At 69.2% G+C, this 14,491-nt stretch carries 16 protein-coding genes; 8 read left to right on the forward strand and 8 right to left on the reverse strand.

Going from position 1 to position 14,491, the window contains the following annotated elements:
* Nucleotides 1-173 precede the first annotated feature (173 nt).
* Nucleotides 174-803 carry a YigZ family protein gene (locus AMYAL_RS0126790; RefSeq protein WP_020634350.1) on the forward strand — a complete coding sequence of 210 codons (630 nt, stop codon included), beginning with the start codon at nucleotides 174-176 and terminating at the stop codon, nucleotides 801-803.
* 115 nt (nucleotides 804-918) lie between these two features.
* Here the strand turns inward: AMYAL_RS0126790 and AMYAL_RS0126795 are convergent, their stop codons facing one another.
* The 3 genes from AMYAL_RS0126795 to AMYAL_RS0126805 all read right to left on the reverse strand — a co-directional run bounded on the left by AMYAL_RS0126795 (nucleotide 919) and on the right by AMYAL_RS0126805 (nucleotide 2,406).
* On the reverse strand, nucleotides 919-1,485 hold the full coding sequence (locus tag AMYAL_RS0126795; protein WP_020634351.1) for a GNAT family N-acetyltransferase: 567 nt from the start codon (nucleotides 1,483-1,485) through the stop codon (nucleotides 919-921).
* A 40-nt stretch (nucleotides 1,486-1,525) separates the two neighbouring features.
* Complete coding sequence (locus tag AMYAL_RS0126800) at nucleotides 1,526-1,795, reverse strand: hypothetical protein (RefSeq protein WP_020634352.1); 270 nt, start codon at nucleotides 1,793-1,795, stop codon at nucleotides 1,526-1,528.
* Nucleotides 1,796-1,926: 131 nt separating this feature from the next.
* On the reverse strand, nucleotides 1,927-2,406 hold the full coding sequence (locus AMYAL_RS0126805; RefSeq protein WP_020634353.1) for an Lrp/AsnC family transcriptional regulator: 480 nt from the start codon (nucleotides 2,404-2,406) through the stop codon (nucleotides 1,927-1,929).
* Between the two features lie 111 nt (nucleotides 2,407-2,517).
* Here AMYAL_RS0126805 and AMYAL_RS0126810 point away from each other — a divergent pair, with 111 nt between their 5' ends.
* Nucleotides 2,518-3,591 carry a Glu/Leu/Phe/Val dehydrogenase dimerization domain-containing protein gene (locus AMYAL_RS0126810; protein WP_020634354.1) on the forward strand — a complete coding sequence of 358 codons (1,074 nt, stop codon included), beginning with the start codon at nucleotides 2,518-2,520 and terminating at the stop codon, nucleotides 3,589-3,591.
* Nucleotides 3,592-3,600: 9 nt separating this feature from the next.
* The gene (locus tag AMYAL_RS0126815) at nucleotides 3,601-6,366 is read left to right on the forward strand and encodes an FAD-binding and (Fe-S)-binding domain-containing protein (protein WP_026467483.1); all 2,766 of its coding nucleotides are present in this window, start codon (nucleotides 3,601-3,603) and stop codon (nucleotides 6,364-6,366) included.
* Between the two features lie 3 nt (nucleotides 6,367-6,369).
* Here the strand turns inward: AMYAL_RS0126815 and AMYAL_RS0126820 are convergent, their stop codons facing one another.
* Nucleotides 6,370-7,284, reverse strand: coding sequence for an aminoglycoside phosphotransferase family protein (locus tag AMYAL_RS0126820; protein ID WP_026467484.1), 915 nt, complete (start codon nucleotides 7,282-7,284; stop codon nucleotides 6,370-6,372).
* A gap of 40 nt (nucleotides 7,285-7,324) precedes the next feature.
* Nucleotides 7,325-7,891, reverse strand: coding sequence for a TetR/AcrR family transcriptional regulator (locus AMYAL_RS0126825; RefSeq protein ID WP_020634357.1), 567 nt, complete (start codon nucleotides 7,889-7,891; stop codon nucleotides 7,325-7,327).
* A gap of 127 nt (nucleotides 7,892-8,018) precedes the next feature.
* Between AMYAL_RS0126825 and AMYAL_RS0126830 the strand changes: the two genes are divergently transcribed.
* Genes AMYAL_RS0126830 through AMYAL_RS0126845 form a run of 4 tightly spaced genes read left to right on the forward strand, consistent with a single transcriptional unit; the run spans nucleotide 8,019 to nucleotide 11,467 of the window.
* A complete protein-coding gene (locus tag AMYAL_RS0126830) occupies nucleotides 8,019-9,209 on the forward strand; it encodes a cytochrome P450 (RefSeq protein ID WP_020634358.1) in 1,191 nt (396 codons plus the stop codon).
* Nucleotides 9,210-9,211: 2 nt separating this feature from the next.
* Entirely contained in the window at nucleotides 9,212-9,427 is a 216-nt protein-coding gene (locus tag AMYAL_RS0126835) for a ferredoxin (RefSeq protein ID WP_020634359.1), read from the forward strand.
* Between the two features lie 53 nt (nucleotides 9,428-9,480).
* The gene (locus tag AMYAL_RS0126840) at nucleotides 9,481-10,701 is read left to right on the forward strand and encodes a GNAT family N-acetyltransferase (RefSeq protein ID WP_020634360.1); all 1,221 of its coding nucleotides are present in this window, start codon (nucleotides 9,481-9,483) and stop codon (nucleotides 10,699-10,701) included.
* Nucleotides 10,702-10,759: 58 nt separating this feature from the next.
* Nucleotides 10,760-11,467, forward strand: a complete 708-nt coding sequence (locus AMYAL_RS0126845; RefSeq protein WP_020634361.1) for a nuclear transport factor 2 family protein — start codon at nucleotides 10,760-10,762, stop codon at nucleotides 11,465-11,467.
* On the opposite strand, the gene mtnA is transcribed toward AMYAL_RS0126845, so the two are convergent.
* Nucleotides 11,439-12,404: an S-methyl-5-thioribose-1-phosphate isomerase gene (gene mtnA / locus AMYAL_RS0126850; protein ID WP_020634362.1), complete on the reverse strand. Its 966-nt coding sequence runs from the start codon at nucleotides 12,402-12,404 to the stop codon at nucleotides 11,439-11,441. The two genes, AMYAL_RS0126845 and mtnA, sit on opposite strands and share 29 nt — an antisense overlap.
* 52 nt (nucleotides 12,405-12,456) lie before the next feature.
* Here mtnA and AMYAL_RS0126855 point away from each other — a divergent pair, with 52 nt between their 5' ends.
* Nucleotides 12,457-12,864 (forward strand): RidA family protein, encoded by a 408-nt coding sequence (locus AMYAL_RS0126855; protein WP_245193058.1) that lies wholly within the window; start codon nucleotides 12,457-12,459, stop codon nucleotides 12,862-12,864.
* A gap of 95 nt (nucleotides 12,865-12,959) precedes the next feature.
* On the opposite strand, the gene AMYAL_RS0126860 is transcribed toward AMYAL_RS0126855, so the two are convergent.
* Both AMYAL_RS0126860 and AMYAL_RS0126865 read right to left on the reverse strand, forming a co-directional pair.
* Entirely contained in the window at nucleotides 12,960-13,424 is a 465-nt protein-coding gene (locus AMYAL_RS0126860) for a YfbM family protein (RefSeq protein ID WP_020634364.1), read from the reverse strand.
* A 3-nt stretch (nucleotides 13,425-13,427) separates the two neighbouring features.
* Nucleotides 13,428-14,222 carry a PIG-L family deacetylase gene (locus AMYAL_RS0126865; RefSeq protein WP_020634365.1) on the reverse strand — a complete coding sequence of 265 codons (795 nt, stop codon included), beginning with the start codon at nucleotides 14,220-14,222 and terminating at the stop codon, nucleotides 13,428-13,430.
* Nucleotides 14,223-14,491: the final 269 nt, after the last annotated feature.

The following is a 14,491-nucleotide window of genomic DNA, read 5'->3' on the forward strand; positions in this document are numbered from 1 at the left end:
TCCACTGAGTGGGGCACCAGCGCGCTGATCAGCGTAAACGATCGCTCACGTCGCTCGGTAGTGTGACCTGGATCGCGCGGAAGAGTGAGTTTCACCGGTGTCACGGTGACCCGAGGTGACCGCCGGATCGCCCGAACGGCAGAGCGAACTGCCCGGTTTGAGAGACTCGGCCGATGGCGGATCGTTATCTCACCGTGGCGGGTGCCGGCGTCAACGAGATCGAAATACGGCGCTCCCGGTTCCTCTGCGCGCTCGCCCCGGTCACTTCGGAAGAGGCCGCCCGTGAGGTGATCGCCGCCAGGAAGAAGGCCGATCCGGCGGCCCGGCACCACTGCCACGCGTTCGTGCTGGGCGCCGACGGCCGTGCCCAGCGCTCCAGTGACGACGGCGAGCCCGCGGGCACGGCGGGCATCCCGATGCTCGAGGTGCTCCGCCGCCGCGAGCTCACCGACACCGTCGCGGTGGTGACCCGGTACTTCGGCGGGGTGCTTCTCGGCGCCGGAGGCCTGATCCGCGCGTACGGACAGGCCGTCTCGGAGGCCGTCGACGCCATCGGGGTGCGCGAGTACCGGCGGCTGCGGCTCGTGGAGGTCGTCGTCGACTACGACCGGGCCGGACGGTTGGAGAACGACATCCGCTCGTCGCCGTACCTGCTGCACGCGACGCGGTTCGAGGACGTTGCGCATTTCGACGTCGGGCTCGCGCCGGACCAGGGCGACACCTTCCACGCCTGGCTGGCGGACCTGACCGGCGGGGAGGCCCTCACCGAAGAGATCGGCGAGACCTGGCTCCCCACCCCGTGATCAGACAGCGAACTCGCGTGATCAGAGGCGGAACACGCGTGATTGAACGGCGAACACGGTGTTCGCCGTCTGATCACGCGAGTTCCGTGTCCAATCACGCGAGTTCGCCGTCTGATCACGGGTGAGGGCGGGCGCGCCACTCCGCCAGGGTGATGGCGTACTCGACCTCGCCCTCCTCGGTTCCGGGGATCGGGTTGTCGAAGTGCTCGTGGAAGGTCCGGACGTGGCGCATCCCGATCTTCTCCATCACCCGCCGGGAGCCCAGGTTCACCGCCATGGTCGCCGCCCAGATCCGCTCGGCCCCGAATTCGGTGAAACCCTTCTCCAGGAGCGCGAGCGACCCTTCGGTCGCATACCCCTTGCCCCAGGAGGACCGGTTCAGCCGGTATCCCAGTTCGGGATCGTCCGTGTGATGACCGCGCAGCGGACGGAAATGGAACCACCCCAGGAAAGCGCCGCCGGATTTCTCGATCGCCGCCCAGAACCCGTAACCGGGGAAACGCTCGTAGTAGCCGAGAAAGGCGGGAAGGTCACGGTTTTCGATCTCCGCCCGATCGGCGGGTTCGCCACCGTTGAGATAGCGCATGACTTCGGGGTCGTCGTAGAGCGCGAACAGGTCGTCGACGTCGTCGCCGGTGAACTGCCGCAGCAGGAGCCGCTCGGTCTCCAGAAAGACACGCATCGGCGAAGCGTGACGCTCCGGGGCTGTCCGGGCAACCTGTTTACGCGGCCACCTCGGGGCTGAGGAGGCCCCCCAAGGCCACCTCTCCGGCCGCCGTGAGCAGGGCGGGAACGCGTTCGCCCCAGTGGCCGCCCCTGGCGGGCGCCACCAGGCCGAGATGGGCGAGGCGATGCGCGGTGTGCTGGTCGCAGCAGGCGAGACCGTCGACGAACAGATCCGGCTCGCAGCTGCAGCTGATCTCGGCGTGGCCCTCGGCCACGGCTCTCAGGGTGGCCCGCTCACGATGGTTCAGCTCTGTCCGAACGTCCATGGCGCGCCTCCTTTCTGTTCCGCTCCGTACAGTCGAACCCATACCCCCGACAGTTTCCGTCTCCTCCGATGCGAAGTCTCGGATTTCGGGCGGACTCAAGGGTGGCGTGTCGCGTATTCAGGGGTGTCCACCTAGGGACTGTCACCTGGTATTCGGCGCTGAAGGGGTTCCAGCTCGGTCTTGCGCAGATGCCGGAAAATGATCGAACTCCGGAAGCCGACGATCTCTTTGCGCTTCGACAATCGATCCACCAGAAAGGAGTGGAGCTGATCGATGTCCTGCGCGGCGACGTGGATCAGGAAATCGTCGCTGCCGGCGGTGACGAAGACGGAAAGGACCTCCGGCAATTCCGCGACCGAACGCTGGAAGGAGTCGATCACCTCCCGGCTCAGCGGCCGCACCTGCGCCGAGACCATCGCCTGCACGCCGCGGTTGAGGCTGCGCAGGTCGATGTCCGCGTGATAGCCGCGGATGACGCCGCGTTCCCGCAGCAGCCGGATCCGTTCCAGGCAGGTCGACGGCGCGACACCGACCTTGCGGGCGATGTCGCGGTTCGACTGCCGCGCATCCGCCTGGAGTTCCCGGATGATCGCCGAATCAAGTTCGTCCACGCTCGCTCCTTCCCTGGCTCTGCCGAATATCGTTCGGCAGAGCGCCGCTGAACCTGGAGATCAGCCTAACTTCAGCGCAGTTGGTCGACTGAATGCGTGGAAGGAAGTGGGATGTCCGTACAGGAGCTGATCGTCCGGCGGGGGCGCCGGTCAGGGGTGACCACGATGGTCGCCGTGCATTCGAGCGCGCTCGGCCCGGCCGTCGGCGGCTGCCGGTTCAAGGTCTATCCGCGCGTCCACGACGCGATCGACGACGTCCTCCGGCTGTCCGCGGCGATGACCCGCAAATGCGCGGTCGCGGGCCTGGACTTCGGCGGCGGCAAGAGTGTCGTCGCGCTCGACAGCGTGCCGGGCCCCGAGCGGCGACGGGACATCCTGCTCGACCACGCCGACCTCATCGAATCACTCGATGGTGGGTATCTCGCGGGTCCGGACGTCGGCACCGGTCCGGAGGACATGCTCGTGTTGCGTGAGCGGACCCCGCACGTGTTCTGCGTGCCCGAGGAGCACGGCGGCACCGGTTCGTCCAGCGGGCCGACCGCCGTCGGCGTCCTCGCCGCCCTGCGCGCGGGCGCGCGGGCTGTCTTCGGCAGCGACGGGATGAAGGACCGGAAAGTGGTCATCAGCGGCTACGGCTCGGTCGGCGAGCACCTGGCCACCGCGTTGGCCGCGCAGGGCGCCGACGTCACCGTGTCCGATGTGGATGAACGGCGGCTGCGGGCCGCCGCGGAACGTGGGTTCGGCCGGGTCCGGCCGGAGCAGGTCCTCGGCATCGAGGCGGACGTCCTGATCCCGGCGGCCATCGGCGGCGTGTTCGGCCCTGGCGCCGAGGTCGCGGCGCCGCTCGTCGTCGGCCCGGCCAACAACCAGCTCACCGACGACGCCGTGGCGGACGACCTCGCCGCCAGGGGTGTCCTGTGGATTCCGGATTTCGTCGCGAGCGCCGGGGGAGTCGTCTACACGCTGGGCCGCGAAGCCGGAAAACTCACGCACGAACAGGCGCTCGACAGGGTCGAGGCGCTCGAAGCGACGACACGGCGGCTCCTCGACGCCGCTTCGGCCAACGGCACCACACCGCTGGCCGAAGCGGACGCACTCGCCGAAGCCCGGCTCACGTCCGGTGCGGGAGCGGCTTTCGGACATACCCGGCCGGAGAGCGTGCGTCCCGGCCCGCTGTTGTCTTGAATGGACTCCGTGGAGATCCTGGCCGACGCCGCGACACTGGCGCTGTACACGACCGATGCCTCCAACTACCGCCACGTGCCACGGGGCGTGGTGCTGCCGAGGAGCGTCGACGAGGTGATCGAGGCCGTCGCCGCCTGCCGGGAGGCCGGGCTGCCGGTGATCGCCCGCGGCGGCGGCACCAGCGTCGCGGGCAACTCGTGCGGGCCCGGCGTCGTGATCGACACGTCGCGCCATCTCGGCGGCGTCCTCGACCTCGATCCAGGCTCGCGGACGGCGAGGGTGGCGCCTGGCACCGTCCTCGATGACCTCCAGGCGCTCGCCGCGCCGCACGGGCTGCGGTTCGGCCCCGACCCGTCGACGCATTCGCGCTGCACGATCGGCGGGATGATCGGCAACAACGCCTGCGGATCGCATTCGGTCGCCTACGGCCGCACGGTCGACGTCGTCCGCGAACTGGACGTGCTGCTCTACGACGGCACCCGGCTGACCGTCGGGCCCACCTCGCCGTCCGAAGTGGACGCGCGGGCGGCCAGGCCCGGTACCGAAGGCCGCGTCTTCTCCGAACTCCGCGCGCTCGTGCGCGAAAACCTCGCGTTGCTGCGCACCGAACTGTCCTCGTTCAGCAGGCGAGTGTCCGGATACGGGCTGGAGCACCTGTTGCCGGAGAACGGTTTCGACGTCGCCAAGGCGCTGGTCGGCAGCGAGGGCACCTGTGTCACCGTGCTGGGGGCGACGGTCTCGCTCGCCGAGGTGCCGAAACGCAAGGTGCTCGCGGTGCTCGGCTTCGAGTCCGACATCGCCGCGGCCGACGCCGTCCCGTCGATCCTGCCGTGGTCGCCGCTGACCGTGGAGGGCGTCGACGCGGACCTCGTCGCGTTGCTGGAGCCGGGCCGCGCCGACGGGCTCCCGCCGGGCGGTGCCTGGTTGTTCGTCGAGATGGAAGATCCGGACCGGGCTCGCGGGCTGATCGACGGACTGCGCGGCGCGCTCACCGGATCCGCGCTGCTGGACGACGCGGCCGCGCAGAAGCGCCTGTGGCGGATCCGCGAGGAAGGCGCCGGCCTCGCGACCCGGCTGGCCGGGGGCGAGGAGGCCTGGCCCGGCTGGGAAGACGCCGCTGTCCCGCCCGCGCGCTTGGGTGCCTACTTGCGCGAGTTCAAGGAACTCATGCGAAGGCACGGCCGCAAAAGCGTGGTCTACGGCCATTACGGCGAAGGCTGCCTGCACTTGCGCCTGGACTTCGACCTGCTTTCCCCGCAAGGGATTTCCGGTTTCCGGTCGTTCCTCGAAGAGGCGGCGGACCTGGTCGCCGCGCACGGCGGCTCGCTGTCGGGGGAGCACGGTGACGGCCAGGCCCGCTCGGAGCTGCTGTCCCGGATGTACAGTCCCGAGATCCTCGCGCTTTTCGCCCGGTTCAAGGGGATCTTCGATCCGGCGGGGATGATGAACCCCGGCATCCTGGTGAATCCCCGGCCGGTCGACGCGGATCTCCGGGTGCGGCGCGCGCCGCTGGAGCTCGAAGACGTCACCGCGCTCGCGTATCCGGAGGATCAGGGGAGCTTCGGGCAGGCGATGCGGCGCTGTGTCGGCGTCGGGAAATGCCGCAACACCACCGGAGCGGGTGTGATGTGCCCGAGTTATCGCGCCACGCGCGAGGAGAAGCATTCGACGCGCGGCCGCGCGCATCTGCTCGCCGAGATGGTCAACGGCGAGGTGATCACCGACGGCTGGCGCTCGGAAGAGGTCGCCGAGGCGCTGGATCTCTGCCTGTCGTGCAAGGGCTGCCTGTCCGATTGCCCGGTCGACGTCGACATGGCGACCTACAAGGCGGAATTCCTGCACCAGCACCACAAGGGGCGGCTGCGTCCGGCGTCGCACTACTCGATGGGCTGGCTCCCGGTGTGGCTGCGCGCGGCCTCGCTGGCGCCGCGCGTGGCGAACACGATGTCGCGCCGGTTCTCCGGCCTGCTGAAGAAGTTCGGCGGGATCGCGCCGGAACGGGACCTGCCGACGTTCGCCAAGACGCCCTTCACCCGGCGCCGCGCCGACCTCAAGCGCTGGGCGACCGGCCCCCGGCGGGTCGTGCTGTGGCCCGACTCCTTCAACAACCACCTGACGCCGGACGTCCTCGACGCCGCGGCCGAGGTGCTCACCGCGGCGGGCTACGACGTCGTCCTGCCCGATCGCGGCGTCTGCTGCGGCCTCACCTGGGTGTCCACCGGGCAGCTGGATGTGGCGAAGAACGTGTTGCGCCGTACGCTTTCCGTCCTCGAACCGTATCTGCGGGCCGGGTATCAGGTGGCCGGGCTGGAGCCGAGTTGCACGGCTCTCTTCCGCGGCGATCTGGCGGCGCTCCTGCCCGGTGACCCGGTGGCGGAACTGCTCGCCGGGCGCACCCGCACCTTCGCCGAACTCGTGGCGGACTCGCCGCTGGAATTCCGTTCGCTGGACGTCGAAGCGCTCAGCCAGGTGCACTGTCACCAGCACGCCGTGCTCGGCTTCGGCGCCGACGAGGCCGCGATGCGCGCCGCGGGTATCCACAATTCCACCATGGACTCCGGCTGCTGTGGACTGGCGGGCAACTTCGGCTTCGAACGCGGGCACTACGACGTCTCCGTCGCCTGCGCCGAAGATCGCATGCTGCCCGCGATCCGCGCCGCGGCCGAGGGGACCGAGGTGGTCGCGGACGGCTTCAGTTGCCGGACGCAGATCGAGCAGCTCGACGGGCGGCGGGCGCTGCACCTGGCGGAGTTGCTGCGGCGCGCGCTGCCCTAGCGGCTACCACCAGGCGCGGGCGAGGGCGTCCGGCGTCGGTTCGTCCGGCGCCGGAAGAACCTTCAGATACCAGGTGAAATTGCTGTAGACGTGCAAGAACGCGTACGCCAGGCAGCGACGGGAGAACTCCTCGTCCGGTTCGGTGCCGTACCCGGTGAGCAGCCGTCGCAGGAAGTCCTTGTCCCCGCCGGAAACGAACAGGCCGACGGCGACGAAGTCGTACTCGGCCGCGCCTCGCATCGCCGGTTCGAAGTCGAAGAGCCCGGTCAGCCGCGGCCGTTCGCCGTCGTGGACGACCATGACGTGGTCGCGCATGAACTCGGTGTGCAGCGGGACGACGGGCGGGATGCCCAGGTCGACGGAGTCGAGGAACGCCGGGATCCGCGCGATCCAGCTTTCGTCGAGCCCGGTCCGCCGGTGGTGCTCGACGACGTTCGCGCGCTGTTCGGCGACGAACGTGGCCCAGTCCGGCGGGTCGAGGACGTCGAGCCGCGGGTCGCGCAGCGAATGCAGGGCGGCCAGCGCCTCGCCGAGCTCGGGAGCGAGCCGGTTCTTGTCCTCTGTGGACAGTTTCGGCCAAGCGTCCTTCAGCGTTTCGCCGCGCAGGCGTTCCATGAGCACGTAGCCCCAGCCGTCCCGCTCGCCGACGTCGTGCACGGCGGGGGTCGGGATCGGCAGTTTCCCGTGCAGGACCTCGAGCATCGTCCGCTCGGTGGGGAGTTCGTCGAGGTGCACCGGCGGGAACAGCTTGAGCACCAGATCGTCGCCGACGGCGTACACCGGCAGAGAGCCCTCGGTGAACGGGACGACTTCGCCGAGGCTGAGCGATCCGGTCAGCGACGTCACCGCCGGAAGCAGGTCTTGCCTGGTCAGCGCGTCGAACTCGGCTTCGGTGCCCGCAGGGGGGAACAAGATCACGAACCGACCGTAGAACACCGGGCGGCAGTCGGCGACGCAATTAGCCGCTGCGCTCCAGCAGTGTCCGCGCCGCGCCGAGAACCAGACGGCAGACGTCGTCGGGATCGGCGCTCGCCAGCGGTTCCTTGCCGGTGATCTCGCGGACCAGGCCGATGCCGAGCAGCCAGGCCAGGATGAGGTCGGCCCGCAGATCCGCGTCGTCGGCGTCGGTCAACGTGGCGAGCACCTTCGCGTACTCCTCGCCGAGCTGCCGCCGGACCGCGCCCGCGGCACTGTCGTGCCCCGTGGAACGCAGGTAGGCGTCTAGCGAGCGATCGCGGCCCTTGTCGGTCTCCAGCATGCTGCGCAACGCCGTCCCGAGCAGTTCACCCGGCGGTGTGGTGGCGATCTGCTCGCGCCCACCGCGCGCCAGGACCTCCTCGAACAGCGCGTCCTTGGAACCGAAGTAGCGGAACAGCAGCGCCTGATTGGCTCCGGCGAGCTTCGCGATGTCCCGCACCGTCGTCCGGTCGAAGCCGCGCTCGGCGAACAGCGCCGCCGCCGCGTCGAGCAAGGCCGCCTTGGTCGCGGCCGCGTCACGCTTGCGGGCTTGCGGTTCTTCCGTCATCGCGCCTCCCCCGGTCCGCACAGGTTAACGGGGCGTCGCACCGTAGGCGCATTGACGCTCAGCGTGATCGTGGCTAGCGTTGTAAGCAGTTGCTTACAAACCGCCGAGCCGGGGGGTTTCCGGACAAATGACCACCACTGACACCGAATTCGTCGCCTATCCCTTCAACCAGGAAGCGGGACTCGAACTCGACGCGGCCTACGCCACCGCCCGCGCGGCCGAGGGCATGATCCGCGTCCGGCTCCCGCACGGTGAACCGGCGTGGCTCGCCGTGCGCTACGCCGACGCGCGTCTCGTGCTGGGCGACCGGCGGTTCTCCCGCGCCATGGCCGTGGACAAGGACGAGCCGCGGATGGCGCCGGGCAGGCGGCCCGGCGGGATCCTGAGCATGGACCCGCCCGACCACACCCGGCTGCGCACGCTGGTCGCGAAGGCGTTCACCATGCGCCGTGTCGAAACGCTGCGGCCGAGGGTCGCCGAGCTGGCGGCGGGCCTGATCGAGGACATGAAGGCCAAGGGACAGCCCGTCGACCTGGTCGAGGACTACGCGCTGCCGATCCCGGTCGCGGTGATCTGCGAACTGCTCGGCGTCCCCGTCGAGGACCGGCCGAAGTTCCGCGTGTGGAGCGACGCCGCGTTGTCGACCAGCCCGCTGACCACCGAAGAGATGATGGCCAACCAGGACGAGCTGCGGGCGTACATGCACGTGCTCGTCGAGCAGCACCGCGCCGAGCCCCAGGACGACCTGATGACCGCGCTGATCGAAGCGCGCGACGTCCACGACAAGCTGAGCGAGCTGGAACTGGTCGACATGTGCATCGGCATCCTGGTCGCCGGGCACGAGACCACCGCCAGCCAGATCCCCAACTTCGTCTACGCCCTGCTCGAACAGCCGGAACAGCTCGCCCGCCTGCGCGCGGACCTGGACCTCATCCCGGCCGCGGTCGAGGAACTGCTGCGCTTCATCCCGCTGGGCGCCGGGGCCGGGTTCGCCCGCTACGCCACCGAAGACATCCAGGTGGGTGACGTGCTGGTGAAGGAAGGCGAGCCGGTGATGGTCGCGATCGGTGCCGCCAACCGGGACGCGCTCCAGTTCACCTCGGCGGAAACCCTCGAATTCGGCCGGGAAGCCAATCCCCACCTCGGCTTCGGGCACGGTGTGCACCACTGCCTCGGTGCCCCGCTGGCGAGGCTGGAACTGCAGGAGGCGTTGCGGGCATTGCTGCGAGATCTTCCCGGACTGCGCCTCGACGGCGATATCGTGTGGAAGACGCAGATGCTGGTGCGGGGGCCCCGCTCCATGCCGATCGGATGGTGAGCATGAGCTGGAAAGTCGAGGTCGATGGCAACACGTGCATCGGCTCGGGGATGTGCGCAGCGCTGATGCCGTCGGTCTTCGAACTCGAAGGCGCGACGGCGACGGCGATCAAGGGCGAGGTGGATCCGGACGACATGGTGCTGGACGCGGCGGATTCCTGCCCCGCCATGGCCATCGAGGTGCGGGAAAAGAGCGAGGTGATCGGGCCGCGGCCCTGAAGTCCGCGCTTTAATGCGTGGCGGTCGTCGGTGAAACAGCGTAGGACGGCTGGGTGAGCGATGACGGCTTGACCCTCCGCACCCTGACCACCGACGACCTGTCCACGTTCGCGGACATGCTCGCGCGCGCGTTCAATCTCGATCCCACGGACGCGCTGAAGCGCCGCGAGGAGCTGGTGTTCGAGCCTGAACGTTGGCACGGCGTCTTCGAGGGCGACGAGATCATCGGGACAGGGGGAGTGCTCACCCGCAGGATCACCGTGCCGGGCGGCGGGCAGACGCCGCTCGCTGCCGTGACTTCGGTCGGTGTCGCACCGGGGCATCGCAGGCGGGGAGTACTCACCCGGATCATGCGGGCGCAGCTGCACGGCCTGCACGAGGACGCCCGTGAACCGGTCGCCGCGCTGTGGGCTTCGGAATCGGTCATCTATCCCCGGTTCGGCTACGGCCTCGGAGCGCAGTTCTACCGCGCGACGATTCAAGCGAAGGCCGGGTTCCGGCCCGGTGTCGAACTCGGATCCGAGCGGGTGCGCGAAGTCGGGCTGGACCAGGCGATCCCGCTGATCAGGTCGATCTACGAGAAAGAGGCGCCCCACCGGGTCGGCGCGCTCGACCGGCCGGACACGGCGTGGGAGTTCGTCCTCGACGACCCGGAATACCGGCGCCGGGAGTTCACGGCGTTGAAGTTCGCCGTGCTGCCGGACGCCTACGCGATATACCGGGTGAAGAGCGACTGGAACGAACAAGGGCCTTGCGGGACCCTGCGGGTGATCGAACTGGTCGCGACCACGCCGCAGGCGTACGCGACCCTGTACCGCTATCTCCTCGACTACGACCTGACCACCACGATCGAGCTGAACGCCGCCCTCGACGAACCGCTCATCCACCTGCTCGCCGACCCCCGCAAGATGACCAGGTCCGCCGGGGACTCGCTGTGGGTGCGGCTCGTCGACGTCGATCGCGCCCTGGTCACCCGCCGCTACGGCGTACCGGTGGACCTGGTGTTCGGGGTCCGCGACGCCTTCTGCCCGTGGAACACCGGGAACTGGCGGCTCGTCACCGACGCGGCCGGGAACGCCGAGGTGACCAGGGTGGAGGACGCCCCGGACCTCGAACTGGACGTGATCGACCTCGGCGCCGTCTTCCTCGGCGGGACCCGGCCGAGCACGCTGGCCGCGGCGGGCCGGATCAAGGAGCGGACCGCCGGGGCGGTTTCGCGGGCGACCGCGGCGTTCGCCACCGACCGCGAGCCGTCCTGCCTGGAATCCTTCTAGCCCGGCATTACCCGGCGGGTAATCGACTTCGCCCGGCCTGCCTTGCCAAGCTGACCGGGTGCGAAAAGTCCTGGAGCGGGTCGAAGGCACGGTTTCGCCGTCCGCCTTCGCCTTCATCACGAAACAGACGGAATTCGGGGCGATGCGCTCGGAGACTCCCGAAGCGCGTGAAGCCAGGGTTCGGCTGTACGGCGGCATCTTCGCGGCCGACGGGACACTGGCCGAAGCGGGCAGTGCCGCGCCGGTGGCGGGCAGGGCGAACATCGAGAACAACCTGCGGACCCTGCTGGGAGCCTTCCCGACGTTCCGGTTCACCCCGGTGAAGATCGTGGTGAACCGGGACGTCGTCTTCTACGAAGCGGCCAACGAAGCGGTGATCAACGGCCGGATGGTGCGGTATCCGGCCGTCTACCGCGTGGTGCTGAAGGACGGCGAGGTCACCCAGGGGCGCCGCTATCACGACCGGACGGAATGGTTCCGCCCCATCGAGAAGGACGCCCTCCGTGAACTCGGCAGGTTGTCGGGCGCGATGACCGAAGTCCGGCTGGCGGCCGACCGGTCGGCGGCGGGTACGCACACGAAGTTCCAGGAATATCACGGGACCGTGCGGGCGAAAGGGCGGACGATCGACTTCGGGATCGTCGTCAGAACCGGGCCAGGCCTGGTCCGGTACTACTTCGACACGCTGCCGCTGAGTTACGACGACGCCGAGATGACCGCCCTGTTCACCAAGCTGCTCACGGGCGCAGCACGCCCCGCTCGGTGACCACCGCGGTGATCAACTCGTGCGGTGTCACGTCGAAGGCGGGGTTGAACACCTCCGCGCCTTCGGGCGCGACCGTCGTACCGCCGAAGCTCAGGACCTCGCCGGGGTCGCGTTCTTCGATCACGATCCCGGCGCCGTCCGGCATCGAGGTGTCCACAGTGGACGACGGGGCGACGACCACGAACGGGACCCCGTGGTGATTCGCCGCGATCGCCAGGCCGTAGGTGCCGATCTTGTTGGCGACGTCGCCGTTCGCGGCGATCCGGTCGGCGCCGACGAGCACGCAGTCGACCAGGCCCCGGCTCATCGCGGCGGCGGCCGCGCCGTCGGGCTGGATCCGGTACGGGACACCGGCTTCGGCCAGTTCCCACGCGGTCAGGCGGGCACCCTGCAGCAGCGGCCGGGTCTCGTCGACCAGCACGGATTCGACCAGGCCGCGGGTCTGCAGATGCCAGACGACGCCGAGCGCGCTGCCCCAGGAGACCGTCGCGAGATGGCCGGCGTTGCAGTGGCTGAGCAGTCGCAACGGCCGCCGCTCGCAGTGTTCGAGCACCACTTCGGCCGCCAGCCGGGAGGCCTCGTGGTTGATCCGCTCGTCCTCGTCGAGGATCGCCAGCGCTTCGGCGAGGACGGCTTCCGGCCCCTCCGGGAGCTTCGCGAGCGCGCGGGAGACACCCCAGCTCAGGTTGACCGCCGTCGGCCGGGCCTGGGCGACACGGTGCGCCTCGGCCTCGACGTCCCCTTTCGCGCGGGTCGCGAGCACCACGCCGAGCGCTCCCGCCGCGCCGAGCGCCGGTGCCCCTCGGACCGCGAGCCGCTGGATGGCGCCGACGAGTTCGCCGACCGTGCGCAGTTCGAGCACGCGATACTCGGCGGGGAGCACGGTCTGGTCGATGATCGTGACCGCGTCGCCGGTCCAGTCGATCGTCCTGCGCATGGCGAGGTCTCCCGGAAAATCCAGTTGGCCGGCCGAGGCCGGTACGGTGAGGATGCGGATCGTGACCATTCAACGCCACCATCCGCCCGGTCTGCACCCCACGCCCACCTACCACCACGTGACCGTCGTCGAAGGACGGCGGGACATCCACCTGGCAGGCCAGTGCCCGCTCACCGAAGACGGCAAGGTCGTCGACGGTGACGTGCTCGCGCAGGTCGACCAGGTCGTCGCGAACACCGCCGCCGCGCTGTCCTTCGCCGAGGCGACCCCGGCCGACGTGGTGCGCACGGTGATCTACGTCGTCACGCCGGACGCCGACGTGCTTTCGTCCGTCTGGGACCGGTTCGTCGAGTCGGAGATCGGGGAGGCCTTCACGACGGCGAGCACCTTGCTCGGTGTCGCGCAGCTCGGCTATCCCGGTCAGCTCGTCGAACTGGACGTCACCGCCGCCACTGCCTGACCGCGCTGCGGGAAGGGCAAGTCCGTGAAGGCCTCCTTGAGGGACTCTGAGTCCCTCAAGGAGGCCTTCACGGACTTTGCACGGCAGTGGCGTCGTCAGGTGATGATCGTGACGACCGGCTCCCCGGCCTTCGCGGCCCCGGCGAAGAACGTCACGAGCTCGTCGTAGTAGCCCCGCACGTAGTCCAGCGCGTCGGGCTCGTCCCAGATCGACGGGTAGATCCCCTCGGTTTCGAGATCCGAGAGCGCGACACCGTCCGAAAGCTTGTCGAATCCGGTCCGCGACAGCTCCGCCGAGATGGTCCGGACCTCGTCCGCGCTGAAGTGCCGCGGCGGCCCGTCACTGTCGGCTTCTCCCAGCAGTGTCCCGCCCAGCACGAAGTCGACCTCGAACCCGGCTCGCTGGACCAGGAACCACAGCGCGTGCCACGCCTTGTCGACGTCCGCCGCTCGCTCGGTGCCTTCGGCCTTTTCTGCGTACTCCCAGTACCGATCGGGTTCCTCGATCAGCTCGCGCAGGTCACCGGAGGTGACGCGCAGGTACGCGCCGCACATGCCCATCGGTCAGAGCCCCGCCATCAGGTCGGTCTCGGTGATACCCGGCCCCTGCCCCGCGCGGATGAACCACTCGACGCCGAAAGCCTGCGCGAAACCCTCGTCGGGCATCGCGAGGAAGAACGAGTCTTCGCTGATCTGGCTGGCGTGCGCGCGCATCGCGGCCCGCTTGTGCGGCAGGTACGCGCCGACGTCGACCCTTGCCGTCAGGATCGCTTCGGGCTTGCCGAACTCGGAACCGTCCTCGAAGTCGGGGAGGTCCTCGGCCTTCATCTGCCCCGTCCGCACCGCCTCCTCCATGCCGCGGCGCATCTCGTCACTGTTGCTCGTCGCCTCGTAGACCCGCGGCGTGCCGGCCAGCTCGGCCGCGCGCATGCCGACGCGGTGCACCTGGATGTGGTCCGGATGCCCGTAGCCGCCGTTGTCGTCGTAGACGGTCAGGACGTCGGCCTGCTCCTCGCGCAGGATCTCGGCCAGCCGCTGGGCGGCCTCCTCGACGTCGGCCTGCCAGAACGTGCCGGGCACGTCGTTGCGCGGCTCGCCCATCATGCCGGAGTCGGTGTACCCCAGGAACTCCACGCGCTTGGCCCCCAGCACCTCGGCCGAAGCGTGCGTCTCCTGCACGCGGCGCTGCCACAACTCCTCTCCTTCGTCGAGGAACCCGTCCGGGACCTCGCCGACCTCGCCCCTGGTCGCGACGACGAGCACGACACGGTGGCCTTCTTCGAAAGCCTTGCGCATGACGCCGCCCGCGACGATGCACTCGTCGTCGGGGTGGGCGTGAAAACTCACCAATGTGGCCATGGTGGGGAAACTATCGCGAGGTACCGACATATTCCGGCGTGACGGTCGCTCACACGTAACAGTTGACCTTCCCTGTGTTGCGGATTCGGCCATCGACACGATTCAAGATTCACGGGCAACAGGAGGCAGAGGGGGCGGCCGGCCGTGGTGGGGATCGACGATTGGTACCAGACCCGCGCACATCGGGGCGACGTACAGCCGGAGTACAGCCCGGACGACGACATCCCGGATCCGGTGGTTTTCGGGGAGGCCCCGGCTCACGGGTGGAG

This window comes from Amycolatopsis alba DSM 44262 (genome assembly GCF_000384215.1).
Lineage (GTDB): Bacteria > Actinomycetota > Actinomycetes > Mycobacteriales > Pseudonocardiaceae > Amycolatopsis > Amycolatopsis alba.